This is a genomic window from Neobacillus solisequens, assembly GCF_051233465.1.
Lineage (GTDB): Bacteria > Bacillota > Bacilli > Bacillales > Cytobacillaceae > Neobacillus.
Map to the genome: position 1 here is coordinate 109,204 of NZ_JBKFGJ010000004.1, position 16,378 is coordinate 125,581.

The following is a 16,378-nucleotide window of genomic DNA, read 5'->3' on the forward strand; positions in this document are numbered from 1 at the left end:
AGTTGAGGTGTTTTCACATTGGCTAGGCAGATTAATAAAATTTTAGTTGCTAACAGAGGAGAAATCGCAATCAGGGTTTTTCGTGCCTGTACTGAACTGAATATTCGAACTGTTGCGATCTACTCAAAAGAGGATTCAGGATCCTACCATCGCTATAAAGCGGATGAAGCATATTTAGTTGGTGAAGGAAAAAAGCCAATCGATGCCTATTTGGATATCGACGGGATTATTGCCATCGCTATTAAAAGCGGTGCCGATGCGATTCATCCAGGATATGGATTTTTATCAGAGAATATTCATTTTGCAAAACGTTGTGAAGAAGAGGGCATTATCTTTATCGGCCCGGAATCTAAACATCTGGATATGTTTGGTGATAAAGTAAAAGCCCGACATCAAGCAGTTTTGGCTGGTATTCCCGTCATCCCGGGCAGTGATGGTCCTGTTAACAGCTTAAATGATGTATTAGAATTTACTGAAGTAAATGCATTTCCAGTCATTATTAAAGCTTCTCTAGGTGGCGGCGGCCGGGGAATGAGAATTGTCAGAAGTCATGAAGAATTAGCCGAAGCGTTTGAAAGAGCTAAATCGGAGGCAAAGGCTGCTTTTGGAAATGATGAAGTGTATGTCGAAAAATTAATTGAAAATCCAAAACATATCGAGGTCCAAATTATTGGTGATAAACATGGAAATATCGTGCACCTTTATGACCGTGATTGTTCTGTGCAACGCCGTCACCAAAAAGTTGTAGAGGTTGCTCCAAGTGTTTCTATATCAGCGGAACTCCGAAAGAGTATCTGCGATGCAGCAGTAAAATTGATGAAAAATGTTAGTTATCTCAATGCTGGCACAGTGGAGTTTTTAGTTTCTGGGAATGATTTTTATTTTATTGAGGTAAATCCCCGAGTACAGGTTGAACATACCGTTACCGAAATGGTAACCGGGATTGACATCGTCCAAACACAAATTTTTGTTTCTGAGGGTCATGAGTTGCACGGACCAATTGTTGGCATCCCGTCACAAGAAAAAATTCAGCTTAATGGATTTGCGATTCAATCCAGGGTAACAACAGAAGATCCGCTTAATAACTTTATGCCGGATACTGGGAAAATTATGGCATATCGTTCAGGAGGAGGCTTTGGGGTACGCCTTGATACAGGAAACAGTTTTATGGGGGCGGTCATTACTCCTTATTATGATTCTTTACTTGTTAAGCTCACTACATGGGCATTAACATTTGAACAAGCTGCCTCCAAAATGGTGAGAAATTTACAAGAGTTTAGAATCAGAGGAATAAAAACGAATATTCCCTTTTTAGAAAATGTCGTAAAACATGAAAAATTCCTAAACGGTGAGTACGATACTTCTTTTATTGATACAACACCGGAGTTGTTCATCTTCCCTGTTCGTAAGGATAGAGGAACGAAAATGTTATCTTACATTGGAAACATTACGGTGAATGGATTCCCAGGTATCGAGAAGAAAAAACGTCCAGTTTTTTCTAAGCCAAGAATACCGTCTTTGCCAGTACATGCAACTTATCAAGAAGGGACTAAACAAATCTTAGATCAGAATGGACCTGATGGGCTGGTTAATTGGGTTAAGAACCAAAAACAGGTGCTTTTAACCGATACTACCTTCAGAGATGCTCATCAATCATTACTGGCTACGCGAATGAGAACGACTGATATTGCGCATATAGCGGAGCCGACAGCCAAACTTTTACCTGATTTATTCTCATATGAAATGTGGGGAGGTGCCACTTTTGATGTCGCTTATCGTTTCCTTAAAGAGGATCCGTGGGATCGGCTTTTAACACTAAGAGAAAAAATACCTAATGTCCTGTTCCAAATGTTGTTCAGGGGAGCAAATGCCGTTGGCTATAAAAATTATCCAGACAACTTAATAAGAGAATTCGTTCAACAATCCGCATTGGCCGGAATTGATGTATTCCGGATTTTTGATAGTTTAAACTGGGTAAAAGGAATGGAAACGGCCATTGATGCAGTCAGACAAACTGGAAAGATTGCCGAAGCGGCTATCTGTTATACAGGCGATATTCTTGATTTGACAAGGACAAAATATAATCTCAATTACTATAAAGAACTTGCCAAGGAATTGGAACAGCAAGGTGCGCATATTTTAGCTATTAAAGATATGGCAGGCCTATTAAAGCCGGAAGCAGCTTATCGTTTAATTTCCGAATTAAAAGAAACAGTTGATATTCCGATCCATCTTCATACCCATGATACGAGTGGAAATGGGATTTATACGTATGCCCGTGCCATTGATGGTGGTGTTGATATTGTTGATGTTGCCTTAAGTACAATGGCTGGATTGACTTCCCAACCAAGTGCCAATTCACTCTACTATGCCCTTGAAGGGTCAGAAAGAAAACCAAATGTTGATATTCAATCACTAGAAAAACTGTCCTACTATTGGGAAGATGTTCGTAAATATTATCAAGATTTTGAGTCCGGAATGATGTCACCTCATTCCGAAGTATATGAACATGAAATGCCTGGCGGTCAGTACAGCAATCTTCAGCAACAGGCGAAAGCAGTTGGTTTGGGAGAACATTGGGAAGAAGTCAAAAATATGTATGCAAGGGTAAATCAAATGTTTGGCGATATTGTCAAGGTTACTCCATCCTCAAAAGTAGTTGGCGATATGGCTCTCTTTATGGTACAAAATGATTTAACCGAGGAAGATGTGCTATTAAAAGGTCAATCGCTTGATTTCCCTGATTCAGTTGTTGAATTATTTGAAGGATATCTTGGACAGCCATATGGCGGATTTCCTGAAGAACTACAACGAGTCATCTTAAAAGGGAAAAAGCCGCTTGAGGTAAGACCAGGTGAATTACTTGAGCCGATAGACTTTGAAAAACTGAAAGAAGAGCTTTTTGAAGTTCTTGGCAGACAAGTTACCGATTTTGAAATTATTTCATATGCTTTATATCCAAAAGTATTTATGGATTATACCAAGACGGTTGAGCAATTTGGAAAAGTTTCCGTATTAGATACTCCTACTTTCCTTTATGGCTTGCGTTTAGGAGAAGAAGTGGAAGTAGAAATTGAAACAGGAAAAACACTAATTGTTAAACTTGTTTCAATTAGTCAGCCACAGGCGGATGGTACAAGAGTGGTTTACTTTGAACTCAATGGTCAACCTCGTGAAGTGGTCATTAAAGATGAAAGTATCAAATCAACAGTTGCTTCCAGACTGAAAGCTGATCCAAAAAATGAACAGCAAATTGGTGCTTCTATGCCAGGAACAGTTATTAAGACACTAGTAGAAAAAGGAGAAAAAGTGGAGCGTGGCGATCATTTAATGATTACCGAAGCCATGAAAATGGAAACGACAGTTCAAGCACCTTTTTCAGGCGTGGTTAAAGATATCTATGTAAGAAGCGGCGATGCTATCCAAACTGGTGATTTATTAATTGAACTAAGTAGAGACTAATAAAAAAAGTTGCCGGTTACTTTTACCGGCAACTTTTTTTATGGGTGATATTTTCTTGATCTTGAATATAAAAGAAGAAAATAACTAAGAACTCCAAATAAACAAGTGATAAAAAATGCATGCATAAGTGCAACATAAAGGTTTAATCTAGTTATGATGATGAAGGCTCCCGCAGTAACTTGCAGACAGACGAGAATAAAGGAAATGATCCATCCCCAGTATAAAACCCTTTGATGCTTATAATGGCGAATCGATAGATACGTTATATACCCAATCCATATAAAAATGAATCCAGCCGCAGCACGATGCCCCATTTGCACCCATTCATACATATTGGAAGGAAGTATGGGTCCGTCATTTAAACAAAGAGGCCAATCACGACAAACAAGACTTGATTTAGTATGGCGAACTAATGCGCCGGTATAGATTACTAAATAACTGTATATGGATACTCCGATGATATGAAATCCCATTCTCTTGTCAATGATAAGCTTTTCAGCGTCGAATTTTTTATCAATCTCAAAAATAAGTAAAGTAAGTAAAAAAACAGCTGCAAATGAAATAAGTGAGATTCCAAAGTGCAAGGCCAGAACAAATCCAGATTGTCCCCAAACTACTGCAGCAGCACCAATTAACCCTTGTAGGATTAGAAAGAAAAGGGAAATAAAAGAAAGAAATTTCGTCTCTCTTATATGGCCAATCTCCTTCCAAGACCAAATCGAAAGAATTAATACTAGAAAGCCTACCACACCGGAAACAAGACGGTGAGCTAACTCTATCACTAATTCTATTGTTATATCTGTGGGTAGAAATTGTCCGTTGCACAGTGGCCATGATCTGCCGCAGCCCATACCGGAATTTGTTTTTGTCACTAAAGCTCCGCCGAGTAAAATAAGTATCATTCCAATTGTAGTGGCTACAGCCAGCCACTTTAAAGAACGTCGCAAAAAAAATTCACCTCTTACAAAGTTCAATAATTTGTCAAAAAAAAATCTTGACAGTATAATGAGATAAAGTAGAAAGATTCAAAGTATCTTATTCATCATATCTAATTCCTAAGAAAAAGAACAGAATTTCGGTTTAATTTCTGGAAACATTTTCAGCGAAAGAAATAGATGAAATCATAATGTTTATTTATTACTATTATTATAGTGGAAAACATAAAAATTAGGGTGAAATATTTTTTTAAATTAGAAAATTCTTGATTTAATAGAATTTCGCTAGATAAAATTGATTTATACATATATTTAAATAACGTGTTTTACATAAAATGGAGTATAATAATGATAAATTATTACGGGTCATAAAATGTTCAAAAATTATTCAAAAAAAGTTCACAAAAACTACTTAAAGTGTGATTTAATATACAGAGAAAGTGTTTTAAAAATCAAAGTGTTTATTGGCTATTTAGTGCTACTAATCATAGCTGCGAATATATTGAAACAATTTTTGTATTGTTGAGCCTAATTGTGAATATTAGGGACAAAGGATCGGAGGAGAAGGTAAATGTCTAACTCAAAGGCTGCCATTGGCACTGGCATGGAGGCTTCTGCGGAAAAAACGTCTGCATGGAAAGATTTAATGGCCCTTATAAAAATTGGAATTGTTAACTCCAATCTTATAACAACATTTACAGGGTTGTGGCTCGCCCTTCATTTTACAGGACAAAGTTTTCTAAATAATTTAGATATCGTCTTTTTTACAGTTGCTGGTTCCTCATTAATAATTGCAGGGTCATGCGCTATTAATAATTATGTCGATCGTGATATTGATCATTTGATGGACAGGACGAAAACAAGACCAACGGTTACCGGAAAAATTGTTCCGGCCAAGGTTCTAGCATTAGGTATTTTACTGGTTGGACTGGGAACATTGTTATTATTCTTTACTACCATAACTGCAACAGTAATTGGACTGCTTGGAGTTTTTAGTTATGTCGTATTGTATACGCTATGGTCAAAACGTCAACTAGTCTCGAATACCATTATCGGGAGTATTTCTGGTGCTGTGCCTCCGTTAATCGGCTGGGCTGCGGTTGATGCCAACCTGGATATCATGGCATGGTCGTTATTTCTTCTCATGTTTATTTGGCAACCACCACATTTCTATGCTCTCGCTATGAGACGAGTGAATGAATACCGCGCTGCAAAAATACCAATGCTGCCTGTAGTAAAGGGGTTTAAAACAACCAAAGTTCACATTCTTCTTTGGTTAGTGGCATTGTTGCCCATTCCATTTTTACTTATTAAATTAGGAATCCCATTTCTAATTCTAGCAATGCTTCTGAATATAGGGTGGCTGGCATTAGGGATTTATGGATATAAGATCAAAGATGACATTAAGTGGGCAAAACTCATGTTTGTTTACTCCATCCAATATTTAACGATAATTTTTGTGGCAATGGTTTTTGTTACATTAATTTAGTCTTATTGGACGATTCTTTACCAATATACTTCAAACATAAAATTATTAGGGATGCGGTCAGTGTTCACGAACACCGGCCGCACCTAGGTTTGATGGGAAGAATCAATTACATACTTCTTTGATCAACAATCATTATTATCTAAGAACTCATATGCGAAAGAGGGGATTGATTAAATTATGAAAAGGCTTGCAAAATGGCGTTTAATATCGTTGTTTGCGATTTTAGCGCTGATTCTCTCCGGATGTGGCGAACCATTTTTATCTACTTTAAAGCCAGCCGGTGAAGTTGCAGACATGCAATATGATTTAATGAAGCTTAGTACGCTCATTATGGTTGGCGTGATCATTATCGTAATGATTATCTTTGTTATTGTATTCTTTCGATTTAGAAGAAAAGATGACAGGATTCCGAAGCAAGTTGAGGGTAGTCATAAACTAGAAATTATTTGGACTGTTATACCGATCCTTCTACTCTTGATTCTTGCTGTTCCAACTGTGGCTGCAACATTCAAACTTGCAGATGTTTCAGATATGGATAAGAAAAACTCAAAAGCAATTGTGGTAAATGTTCGTTCTCATTTATATTGGTGGGACTTTGAATATCCGAAGCAAAAAATTGTAACCAGCCAAGAGTTAGTTGTACCAACAAATGAAAAAGTTTATTTTAATCTTAAATCTGTTGACGTTAAACACTCATTCTGGATTCCGGCTGTAGGCGGAAAAATGGATACAAATACTGATAATATCAACAAATTTTGGCTTAAGTTTGATGCGAAAAGAGCTAACGAAGCAGGGAACCTGTTCTATGGTAAATGCGCTGAGCTTTGTGGTCCTTCTCATGCTTTAATGGACTTTAAAGTTAAGGCCATGAACCGAGATCAGTTTAATTCTTGGGTTAAATCTATGCAGAGTGTGAAAAAAGCACAAAAAGCCGGTTCTGACTTAGCTGCTGAAGGGCAAGCGATTTTTAATAAAAGTTGTATTGGCTGTCATGCTGTAACACCTGGTAATTCAATGCCGGATACAGCAAGATTGGCACCAAACTTGACAAATTTTGGTGACCGTTCACGTGTTGCAGGTATTTTAGAACATAATAAAGAAGAACTGAAAAATTGGATCCGAAATCCTGAAACGTATAAGCCAGGTAATGAAATGACTGGTAAATATCCAAAAATGGATGAAAAACAACTGGATGCCCTGGCAGAGTATTTAATGGGCTTAAAGGTTCAGTAATAAAAGGGGAATTGGTAAAAAGGGAGGTAAAAAAGTGAGTACCTATGCTCAAAAAAAGGGGTTTGGGGCGACTTTATGGGACTATTTAACAACGGTCGACCATAAAAAAATCGCCATCCTATATCTAATTGCAGGTGGATTTTTCTTCGTAGTCGGAGGATTAGAAGCCGTTTTTATTCGAATCCAGCTTGCAGTACCTAATAATGATTTTGTCAGTGCCGGTGCATTTAATGAAATTATAACCATGCACGGAACAACCATGATTTTTCTTGCTGCAATGCCGCTTTTATTCGCATTTATGAACGCGGTTATGCCGTTACAAATCGGAGCTCGGGACGTTGCCTTTCCATTTGTCAATGCACTAGGATTTTGGTTATTTTTCTTTGGTGGAGTATTCTTAAATCTTTCCTGGTTCTTGGGAGGCGCTCCAGATGCGGGATGGACATCTTATGCTTCATTGGCTGTTCATTCTAAAGGCCATGGAATCGATTTTTATGTTCTTGGTTTACAGATTTCTGGTCTTGGGACACTAATAGGAGGTATTAACTTCCTTGTAACAATCATTAATATGCGTGCACCTGGTATGACGTATATGAGAATGCCGTTATTTACATGGACAACATTTGTAGCTTCAGCATTAATTCTATTTGCATTCCCTCCATTAACAGTTGGTTTAGTGTTAATGATGTTTGATCGTTTATTTGGAGCAAATTTCTTTGAAGTTTCAATGGGTGGTAACACAGTAATTTGGGAACACTTATTCTGGATTTTCGGTCACCCAGAGGTTTACATTCTTATTCTTCCAGCGTTTGGTATTTTCTCGGAAATTTTCTCGATTTTCTCAAGAAAACGTTTGTTTGGATATTCATCAATGGTATTTGCTACCGTATTAATTGGTTTCTTAGGTTTCATGGTTTGGGCTCACCATATGTTTACAACTGGTTTAGGTCCTGTTGCTAACGCAATATTTGCGGTTGCAACGATGGCAATTGGTGTCCCAACAGGTATCAAAATTTTTAACTGGCTGTTAACGATGTGGGGAGGTAGTGTGAAATTCACTACTCCAATGTATTACGCATTTGCGTTTATTCCATCATTCGTAATCGGTGGGGTAACGGGGGTAATGCTAGCTTCAGCGGCAGCGGATTATCAATATCATGATAGTTATTTCGTTGTTGCCCACTTCCACTATGTTATTGTAGGTGGAGTTGTATTTGCCATATTGGCTGCCACTCACCTGTACTGGCCAAAAATGTTTGGTACTATGTTAAATGAGGCAATGGGTAAAATAACTTTCTGGTTATTCTTTATCGGTTTCCATTTAACTTTCTTTATCCAGCACTTCCTTGGATTATGGGGAATGCCACGTCGTGTATTTACCTACTTACCAGGGCAAGGTTTTGACACAGCTAACATGATCAGTTCTGTCGGTGCAGCATTTATGGGTGTTGGTGTCATCATACTGGTAATAAACATCATCATAACTTCTGTTAAAAATGAGAAAGTTGGCAATGACCCATGGGGAGATGGAAGAACACTTGAGTGGTCTATCCCATCACCTCCACCTTTCTACAACTTCAAGCAACTTCCACTTGTTCGTGGCTTAGATGCGTACTGGTTAGAGAAAATAGAAGGTAAAACGGGCATGACCCCTGCTGAACCGCTGGGAGATATCCATATGCCAAATTCTTCCTTCTTGCCATTTGTTATGTCACTAGGTTTATTCATTGCCGCATTCGGTGCCTTATACCATGTTGATGACAAGGCTTGGGCATTACCTGTTATGATTATTGGTTTACTCGTAACTTTTGCTGCAATGTTTGCACGTTCGGTTAAAGATGATCATGGATTCCATATTCATAAAGAAGAATTAATGGATGACGAAGATAAGGGGGTTAAGGCATAATGCATGTCGAAGAAAAATTAACCTATGAAACATGGCCTGCAGAGCCTGAAAAATCGACCCTTGATGCGAAAAATAAATTCCTTGGTTTTTGGTTATTCTTAGGAGGAGAGACTGTTCTTTTTGCCTCTCTTTTTGCCACCTATCTAGCACTTAAGGATAAGGTACCAAACCCTGGAGAAGCACATTTAGCAAAAGATTTGTTTGAGCTTCCACTAACATTCGTAGCAACTATGCTGCTATTAACAAGTTCGTTAACCAGTGTATATGCAATGTATCATATGAAAAACTTTAATTTTAGAAAGATGATGCTTTGGCTTGGTTTGACGGTTTTATTAGGTGCAGGGTTCTTGGGGCTTGAAGTATATGAGTTTAACCATTATGTGCATGAGTTTCATCATACCTTCACCAGCAGCGCGTTTGGTTCAGCCTTCTATACACTAGTTGGCTTCCACGGTGCACACGTAACCTTTGGGCTGGCTTGGATTTTGACATTAATGATTCGCAATAGCAAACGTGGTTTAAGTCTTTATAATGCACCAAAGTTCTATGTAGCGAGCCTTTATTGGCACTTTATCGACGTAGTTTGGGTATTTATCTTTACAGTTGTATATCTTATGGGAATGGTGGGATAAACAAATGGCAAATCCACAAGTAAATTCAGGAAATCCACGTGTTGATATTGAATACCGCCGCCGAAAAAGTGCTGAAGAAATGAGATATCAGGTTGTTTCCTTTACAATCATGATTTTCTTTACTCTTATCGCCTTTGCTGCAGTAGCCCTAAAAGGATTTACAGCTTGGTTTACAGTTCCGTTTATTGTTCTTTTGGCTTTTGTTCAAGTGATTTTTCAGCTTTACTATTTCATGCATATGAGCCATAAAGGACACGAGGCACCATCACTATTCTTATTTTCCGGTTTATTTATCGGCTTAGTTACAGTTCTCACGTTTATGACGATCATTTGGTGGTAATTCATATTATAGAAAATCGGCGTTATTAGCCGATTTTCTTTTTTAGGCCAATAGTCAATATAAAGGTTCATCTTTTGCGTTAGTCTTTGGGCAAGGATATAATATAGGTAATGGTTTTTATTGATATCGAGGTGATAAGCAGTGCTTACTTTGGACATTTTTGGTTTTAAAGCACTATGGAGCCCTTATTTTTTGTTACTATTAATACTCTTTACAATTGGATATTTTCTGTTGACGACTAAATACAGAGGAAAGATTTCAGATAGTGAACCATTAACTGTAAAACAAGGGTCATTATTTGTCATATCGATTATCCTTTTATATGCCATCAAAGGTTCACCCTTAGATATAATGGCCCATCTCATGTTTTATGTCCATATGATGCAAATGGCTGCTCTAGTTTTGCTTGTACCGCCATTATTTATTTTGGGTGTCCCAACATGGGTTTGGAGAAAAGTTCTCAATTTTCCTATTGTTTCTAGGGTTTTTGGCCTTTGTACAAAGCCATTAATCGCGTTAATTGTTTTCAATGGACTATTTTCGTTTTATCATGTACCCATTATTTTTGATCATGTGATGCAAAATATTTGGCTGCATGCAGGGTATTCCATTTTGTTATTTCTAGTGGCAATATTTATGTGGTGGCCTTTAACCAACCAATTGCCTGAGCAGCAAACTCTAAATGGTTTAAAAAAAGTTGGCTATATATTTGCTGATGGCATCCTTTTAACTCCTGCTTGTGCATTAATTATTTTTGCTGACACACCACTTTATGCTACCTATTCTGATCCCTCAGTTTGGGGAAATGTTATGAGTCTATGTGTTGGAACCGCTAATTTCAATAGTTTAAATTTGAGCGGGCCAGAGTTATTCAGTTCTATGTCGTTAATTCATGATCAACAGCTTGGCGGTGTACTGATGAAGGTGCTGCAAGAGATTATTTACGGTGTATTTTTGTTCCGTGTTTTCTTTGAATGGTATCAAAAGGATCAGGCTGATTCTGAGAAAGAAAGGCAACAGCCCTTAAATCCTTCTCTGATTAAATAATCTCCCGCTTTTGGGAGATTATTTTCTTTTATATTTGGTTGTGTTAGAGAAAAGTGTAGATTTTTTACACTCTGTTGATTGTATCGGAAGGTGCGAAGACTCCTCGAAAATGCTAACGCATTTCCTTCGTGCGTGGGCGAATTCCAGGAAAGAAAATCAATGTCCTGTGGGAGTACGGTTCTGGAGAGACCCCGCAGGCGCAAGCGCCGAGGAGGCTCGCCGAAACGCCCACGGAAAGCGAAGCACCTTGAGCGAAAATCAACAGACAAGTTTAACAGAGCCTTATATTTGAAAAACAGGAAATTTTACACTACTATTAATGGTAGAATATACGAAAAGAGAGGATATTTGGATGAATTCTTTACCGGTATTACCAACGATTAGCACATCATTCATTATTTTAAGTGCTCTAACTGTTGCAATTGGCTGGTGGCAAATCAAGCAAAGAAAGATTGATGCACATAAAAAAACGATGTTAGTGGCTGCAGTATTTGCTCTTATTTTCTTTATTATTTATGCTTCGAGGACACTTTTTATCGGAAATACCTCGTTTGGCGGGCCTGAAAGTATTAAAATTTATTATACTATTTTTTTAATCTTTCATATCACATTAGCTACGGTTGGGGCAGTTTTGGGAATTGTGTCACTTTATTCAGGATATAAAGACAAATTGAACATTCATAGAAAACTAGGACCCATTACCAGTATTGTTTGGTTTTTTACAGCGCCAACAGGTGTGGTAGTGTATCTACTACTATATGTGTTTTATCGAGGCGGGGAAACGACCTCATTGATTAAGGCTATACTTGGATTTTAGACAGAAAAGGCGCATGGAATCATCCATGCGCCGATTTTTATTCTATAGTGCAAACTGACTTATGTCATGATTAATTTGTTCTAGAAGTTTATTGCATTGATTTACTAGTGAAGCCGGGAAGTTTTCTCCTTCACCGTATTCAACGCCATGAGGGTAATAATGCTTTCCTAACAGCGGTTTCATTAATTGGACTGTTGCTTTAAAGGTATCGACATCACCTTCAATTGCATATCCCTGAACACGAAGGTAGAATACGCCTTCTCGTAATTCAAATTTACGGTCATATGTAACACGTTCGTAATCCCATTGACCTGCACGTACCAGGCCGAAGTTTTCCATTACATCATCAATTCTGTTTAAATCTGCTTTAAGCTTTTCAATTCCCGTGTTTTCAAATCTCATGTTAAAATCCCTCCTAAAGCCTTTACCCCTAAGTTCATTTTTTGGCTATATAGCAACTTTAATTCATTTTAATAATAGATGAAATTGTTTGAACTTGCAATGAATACATTCGCTGAATAAAATAAACTCTTTTGGAAATGTTAAGATATGTGAAAAAAATTCAATGAGGTGAAACTATGGAAAAAATACGTGATATTATGACTGATGAAATTGAATGTTGTACGTTATTAGATAATATTTATGAGGTTGCTGTGAAAATGAAAGAGTTAAATGTCGGAGCCATTCCAATTGTGGATAACGAGAAGTTAGTAGGAATGATTACTGACCGTGATATTGTAATTAGATGTGTGGCTGAAAAACACCCGGCTTCATCGAAAGTGGAGGAGATCATGAGCCATGAGATGATTACTATTTCTCCGGATTCATCCTCTAGAGAAGCAGTTCAATTAATGGCTAAGCATCAAATTCGTCGTTTGCCGGTTGTTGAGGGCGATAAACTAATTGGGATTGTGTCTCTTGGTGACTTTGCTGTCCGTGAATTGACTGATGATCAGGCAAAAGAAGCCCTTACTCAAATATCGGAACAAAACTATAATGGTGTACAGCATTAAACTAATTAATGACATCAAGTAAATTCAATTTTGTCAGCAGGTGCCCTAGAGTGCCTGTTTTTCTTTGGTTTTCATTAAGTTTTTAGGCATGTTAGATAACAGCTATTAATATTTTTTATAAATGATATAATACTTTTAACTTGATAGTAAAATATAGACGGAATAGAAAGGGTGTTGGCGCTGCGAACACTTTTAAGAATAATGGTTCTTTCAGCTGTGTTTCTTACCATTGGTTTTTACCTTGGGACAAATGATAAAAATCCAGAAAAAGTATTAATCAAGGAAGACCATACATCAGAAATGGATAATACTAAGACTTCTGCCCCAGAAAATAATCAAAATGAAAAAATAGGTTTGGATAAACCAAAGGAAGGTTTGTCCCTATTAATAGGGAAAGATATAACACAATTAGAACAAGATTATGGGGCACCACAGAGAATAGATGAAACGCTATACGGTTATCAATGGTATATTTATAATCAGAATGACCAACATTATCTGCAAGTTGGGGTTCAAAATAATAGGATTGTAACCATCTTTGTTTTAGGAGAAAGTTTAGATGTAACACCATTTGAAATAGGACAGCCAATGGAGGAAATTTTTAATACTGCCTTCTTTGATACAAATATTAAAATTGATTTAAATGGCAACTCCTATCGTTTTGAATTAAATGACACTGATTTAAATTTAAGACCTCTGATCCAATTAGGAGATGTTTATGCACAGCTTTATATCGATAAGTTCACTGGAAATCTATCTAGTGTTCGTTTTTTGGATGCGGAGACGATTATTAAACAACGTCCATATGAGCTTGTTTATCGCGGGGATTTACTGGATACTGCGGCGCCGAGTGAGGAGATGTGGAAAACCATTGAAACTGGCGCTCAGCAGGAAATTTTTGATATCACGAATGTATTGAGAAAAAGATATAGTGTAAAAACGTTAAAATGGGATGACGCTACTGCTGAAGTTGCCTACAACCATAGTAAAGATATGGCTGAAAATAATGATTTCTCGCATATCTCTAAAAAATTTGGGGGCTTAACAGATCGACTAAACAAGGCTGAAGTCGAATATCAGTCAGCTGGAGAAAATATAGCAGCTAACTATACCGATGGACCGGCTGTCGTCGAGGGGTGGTTAAATAGTAAAAGTCACCGAGAGTCGTTATTAAATAAGGACTTTACTCATCTGGGGGTCGGAGTTTTTCAAAAGTATTATACGCAAAACTTTATTCAGAAACCGTAAAAGAAGTAAAGGTGGCAGAATGTCTGTCACCTTTTTTACTGATGCTCAATCCTAAAATCACTAAATAAAAAATGATGATTTGTCCAGCTTCCATAAAGTAGAATCACGTCACCAGGGTTAAAAACATCCTTCTTCATATTTTTATGAATCGGCGAAGTTTTTTTTGCTGTTATTGTTTTAGCATTTGTTTGAAGTTGGAGGATTTGTACTAATATATATCGATGATAATAATACCGCTGTTTCTCTTCCCTAACATTTAGTATTTTTCCTTTCACAATCGCCTCATGAGGCACCTCAGCAGTTGCTAGCCATTTAGCGTCGTGCTCCTTCATTTCTTTTTTGGTTAACCAATAAAAATAAATTAAAACGATTGGGATTATAATGGCTGTCACCATTACCGCCAGCTCCTTGCCCTTATTTCTCGATGATAAAGAAAGTACCGGTTGCGTAGGCAATCTTTTTTCCATCACTGCGGAAGGCTTCTCCAGAGATGACCATCGTTTTAGTCCCCCTATGAATCATTTCCGCTTTACAGATTAGGTAATCGCCAATACCTGGCGCAATATAATGAATATTAAGCTGATTTGTCACAGCACCTTGTCCTTCCGGGAGAGAATAATTAGCGAAAAAGCCCATTGCTGTGTCCAAAACAGTTGCTGTAATGCCTCCATGGACGATTTGTAAGTTATTATGGATTAAAGGAGTGATTGGAATCTTAATTTCAAGTGAATTTTCATTCACCTTCGGTTCCATATGCAGGATGTTCCCAATATAAGTAGTTCTGTTTTGTGTAATTTTATTCTGAACACCTTGCAATAAGGAATGAAGAATTTCCAGATCCGTTTCAGACCCTTGTTCAATGCAGGTATTCAAAAGCTGTTTTAGTTTATCTTTCATGACTTAACCTCTTTCTTTACTTTTTCTGTTCACATCTTACCATGTAGTACAGGATAAATAAATCAATTGACATACAACACTCCTCACCATTTTCTTTTCATTGCATACTTTATTAACGGGATGATTTTGGGCAGAGGTGATAAAAGTGACACAAAAAAAATTACACCCATCCGTTCTTAAATTTAAAGAGTTTGTTAAAAATAATCCAAAGCTCATTCAAGAAGTAAGAAAAGGAAATTCCAACTGGCAGGAACTTTATGAGGATTGGTATTTATTAGGCGAAGATGATCCAAGATGGGAAAAAGTCGGGGAAGAAACCGAAGAGGATCATTCGGATCAATCGGAAAAGAAAAGCGATCTTATGTCTAATATTATGGGAATGGTAAAGAAAATGGATCCCAATCAAATGCAGGGCCATATTACGAACCTTAGTCAGGCCTTAGGAGCGATTCAAGGTTTGCTTTCACAATTTCAAGGTAATAATACTGGAGCAGGACCTGCTAAGCCATCGGAGGGTCCGAAGCACCCATTTTCGTTTAGACAGGACTAATGGATGGTGAAACAAATTGAGAAGTGAAGTATTAGAGTATATTAAACGACAAAAAGATTTAAGTCAATTCGTCCGGGAACAACCGCTTTGGTATCGAAAATTGTCCAGAAATCCATACGATTTACAGGCATTTGAAGCGGCATCATTACAATTTTATAAAAAGACTATTCCTGACCAGGTAGATAAGTTTACTAATGGTGTACAAATGGCATCTATGATGTATTCCATGTTCCAGGCTATGAAAAATCAAAGCTGACAAGGCACAAAATTTGGTGCCTTTTTATTTTTGCATCAGATTAAAATACAATCTGGGAGCGAACACTACTCCTATAAGGAGTGGTTACTGGTGAACAAAAAAATCCTAATAGGCTTCGTAATGCTGTTAACAGGAATCATCATGGTATCACAGGAACAAGTCATCAGAAATGACACAATTGTGGCAAAAAATAAAGAAGTAGAAACACGATCCGTCTTTAAGCTTGTTTCAACCGAACTGCCAACTTTAAATGTAAAACATGAAACAAAGGGAAACCAAGTATTTGTAGAAACTATTCTTACTGGCATCAGTTTTAGGGAAGATGATAATCTTGGGCAAAAAAATGTTAAAATGGTTGTTTGGATCGATGGTAAAAAGTATTTAGAAGTCAAAAGTGCAGCCTTTATTATAAAAAGATTACCAGCTGGGAGCCACCAAATTAAGTTAGAAATCTATTCTTTAGAAAATCAACCTGTGGGGCTTGCTAAGGAGTTTATGGTAAATATCCCTAAGTAACGGAAATTTTCGCTTTCTTAAAGTATTCATGGTAAAA

General features: G+C 37.3%; 17 protein-coding genes. 13 read left to right on the forward strand and 4 right to left on the reverse strand.

All coding sequences use genetic code 11. The features are described 5' to 3' along the window. Positions 1–18: 18 nt before the first annotated feature. Positions 19–3,462, forward strand: a complete 3,444-nt coding sequence (gene pyc, locus ACI3K6_RS06330) for a pyruvate carboxylase (protein ID WP_335477290.1) — start codon at positions 19–21, stop codon at positions 3,460–3,462. A 38-nt stretch (positions 3,463–3,500) separates the two neighbouring features. Here the strand turns inward: pyc and ACI3K6_RS06335 are convergent, their stop codons facing one another. Further along, entirely contained in the window at positions 3,501–4,409 is a 909-nt protein-coding gene (locus tag ACI3K6_RS06335; protein WP_435554160.1) for a COX15/CtaA family protein, read from the reverse strand. Between the two features lie 559 nt (positions 4,410–4,968). Here ACI3K6_RS06335 and cyoE point away from each other — a divergent pair. The 7 genes from cyoE to ACI3K6_RS06370 all read left to right on the forward strand — a co-directional run bounded on the left by cyoE (position 4,969) and on the right by ACI3K6_RS06370 (position 11,861). Continuing rightward, positions 4,969–5,886: a heme o synthase gene (cyoE, locus tag ACI3K6_RS06340; RefSeq protein ID WP_435554161.1), complete on the forward strand. Its 918-nt coding sequence runs from the start codon at positions 4,969–4,971 to the stop codon at positions 5,884–5,886. 177 nt (positions 5,887–6,063) lie between these two features. Continuing rightward, entirely contained in the window at positions 6,064–7,119 is a 1,056-nt protein-coding gene (coxB, locus tag ACI3K6_RS06345; RefSeq protein ID WP_435554162.1) for a cytochrome c oxidase subunit II, read from the forward strand. 34 nt (positions 7,120–7,153) lie between these two features. Beyond that, positions 7,154–9,025: a cytochrome c oxidase subunit I gene (gene ctaD / locus ACI3K6_RS06350; RefSeq protein ID WP_435554163.1), complete on the forward strand. Its 1,872-nt coding sequence runs from the start codon at positions 7,154–7,156 to the stop codon at positions 9,023–9,025. Further along, entirely contained in the window at positions 9,025–9,657 is a 633-nt protein-coding gene (locus tag ACI3K6_RS06355) for a cytochrome (ubi)quinol oxidase subunit III (RefSeq protein WP_335477285.1), read from the forward strand. The genes ctaD and ACI3K6_RS06355 overlap by 1 nt, the downstream gene beginning before the upstream one ends. 4 nt (positions 9,658–9,661) lie before the next feature. Further along, positions 9,662–9,997 carry a cytochrome c oxidase subunit IVB gene (gene ctaF, locus ACI3K6_RS06360; protein WP_335477284.1) on the forward strand — a complete coding sequence of 112 codons (336 nt, stop codon included), beginning with the start codon at positions 9,662–9,664 and terminating at the stop codon, positions 9,995–9,997. Between the two features lie 141 nt (positions 9,998–10,138). Further along, entirely contained in the window at positions 10,139–11,044 is a 906-nt protein-coding gene (ctaG, locus tag ACI3K6_RS06365; RefSeq protein ID WP_335477283.1) for a cytochrome c oxidase assembly factor CtaG, read from the forward strand. 352 nt (positions 11,045–11,396) lie between these two features. After that, positions 11,397–11,861: a DUF420 domain-containing protein gene (locus ACI3K6_RS06370; protein ID WP_335477282.1), complete on the forward strand. Its 465-nt coding sequence runs from the start codon at positions 11,397–11,399 to the stop codon at positions 11,859–11,861. A 42-nt stretch (positions 11,862–11,903) separates the two neighbouring features. Here ACI3K6_RS06370 and ACI3K6_RS06375 read toward each other — a convergent pair whose 3' ends face one another. After that, positions 11,904–12,263: a YugN family protein gene (locus tag ACI3K6_RS06375; RefSeq protein WP_435554164.1), complete on the reverse strand. Its 360-nt coding sequence runs from the start codon at positions 12,261–12,263 to the stop codon at positions 11,904–11,906. A 176-nt stretch (positions 12,264–12,439) separates the two neighbouring features. On the opposite strand from ACI3K6_RS06375, the gene ACI3K6_RS06380 reads away from it, so the two are divergent. Both ACI3K6_RS06380 and ACI3K6_RS06385 read left to right on the forward strand, forming a co-directional pair. Beyond that, entirely contained in the window at positions 12,440–12,874 is a 435-nt protein-coding gene (locus ACI3K6_RS06380; protein WP_435554165.1) for a CBS domain-containing protein, read from the forward strand. A 174-nt stretch (positions 12,875–13,048) separates the two neighbouring features. Next, positions 13,049–14,122: a CAP domain-containing protein gene (locus tag ACI3K6_RS06385; protein WP_435554166.1), complete on the forward strand. Its 1,074-nt coding sequence runs from the start codon at positions 13,049–13,051 to the stop codon at positions 14,120–14,122. A gap of 35 nt (positions 14,123–14,157) precedes the next feature. Here the strand turns inward: ACI3K6_RS06385 and ACI3K6_RS06390 are convergent, their stop codons facing one another. Then, positions 14,158–14,517, reverse strand: coding sequence for a hypothetical protein (locus tag ACI3K6_RS06390; RefSeq protein ID WP_435554167.1), 360 nt, complete (start codon positions 14,515–14,517; stop codon positions 14,158–14,160). A gap of 19 nt (positions 14,518–14,536) precedes the next feature. Further along, positions 14,537–15,019: a PaaI family thioesterase gene (locus tag ACI3K6_RS06395; protein WP_335477277.1), complete on the reverse strand. Its 483-nt coding sequence runs from the start codon at positions 15,017–15,019 to the stop codon at positions 14,537–14,539. 145 nt (positions 15,020–15,164) lie between these two features. Between ACI3K6_RS06395 and ACI3K6_RS06400 the strand changes: the two genes are divergently transcribed. The 3 genes from ACI3K6_RS06400 to ACI3K6_RS06410 all read left to right on the forward strand — a co-directional run bounded on the left by ACI3K6_RS06400 (position 15,165) and on the right by ACI3K6_RS06410 (position 16,341). Beyond that, the gene (locus ACI3K6_RS06400) at positions 15,165–15,569 is read left to right on the forward strand and encodes a YlbD family protein (RefSeq protein ID WP_435554168.1); all 405 of its coding nucleotides are present in this window, start codon (positions 15,165–15,167) and stop codon (positions 15,567–15,569) included. 16 nt (positions 15,570–15,585) lie between these two features. Next, a complete protein-coding gene (locus ACI3K6_RS06405; RefSeq protein ID WP_335477275.1) occupies positions 15,586–15,825 on the forward strand; it encodes a YlbE-like family protein in 240 nt (79 codons plus the stop codon). Positions 15,826–15,915: 90 nt separating this feature from the next. Further along, complete coding sequence (locus ACI3K6_RS06410; RefSeq protein WP_435554169.1) at positions 15,916–16,341, forward strand: hypothetical protein; 426 nt, start codon at positions 15,916–15,918, stop codon at positions 16,339–16,341. Positions 16,342–16,378 lie beyond the last annotated feature (37 nt).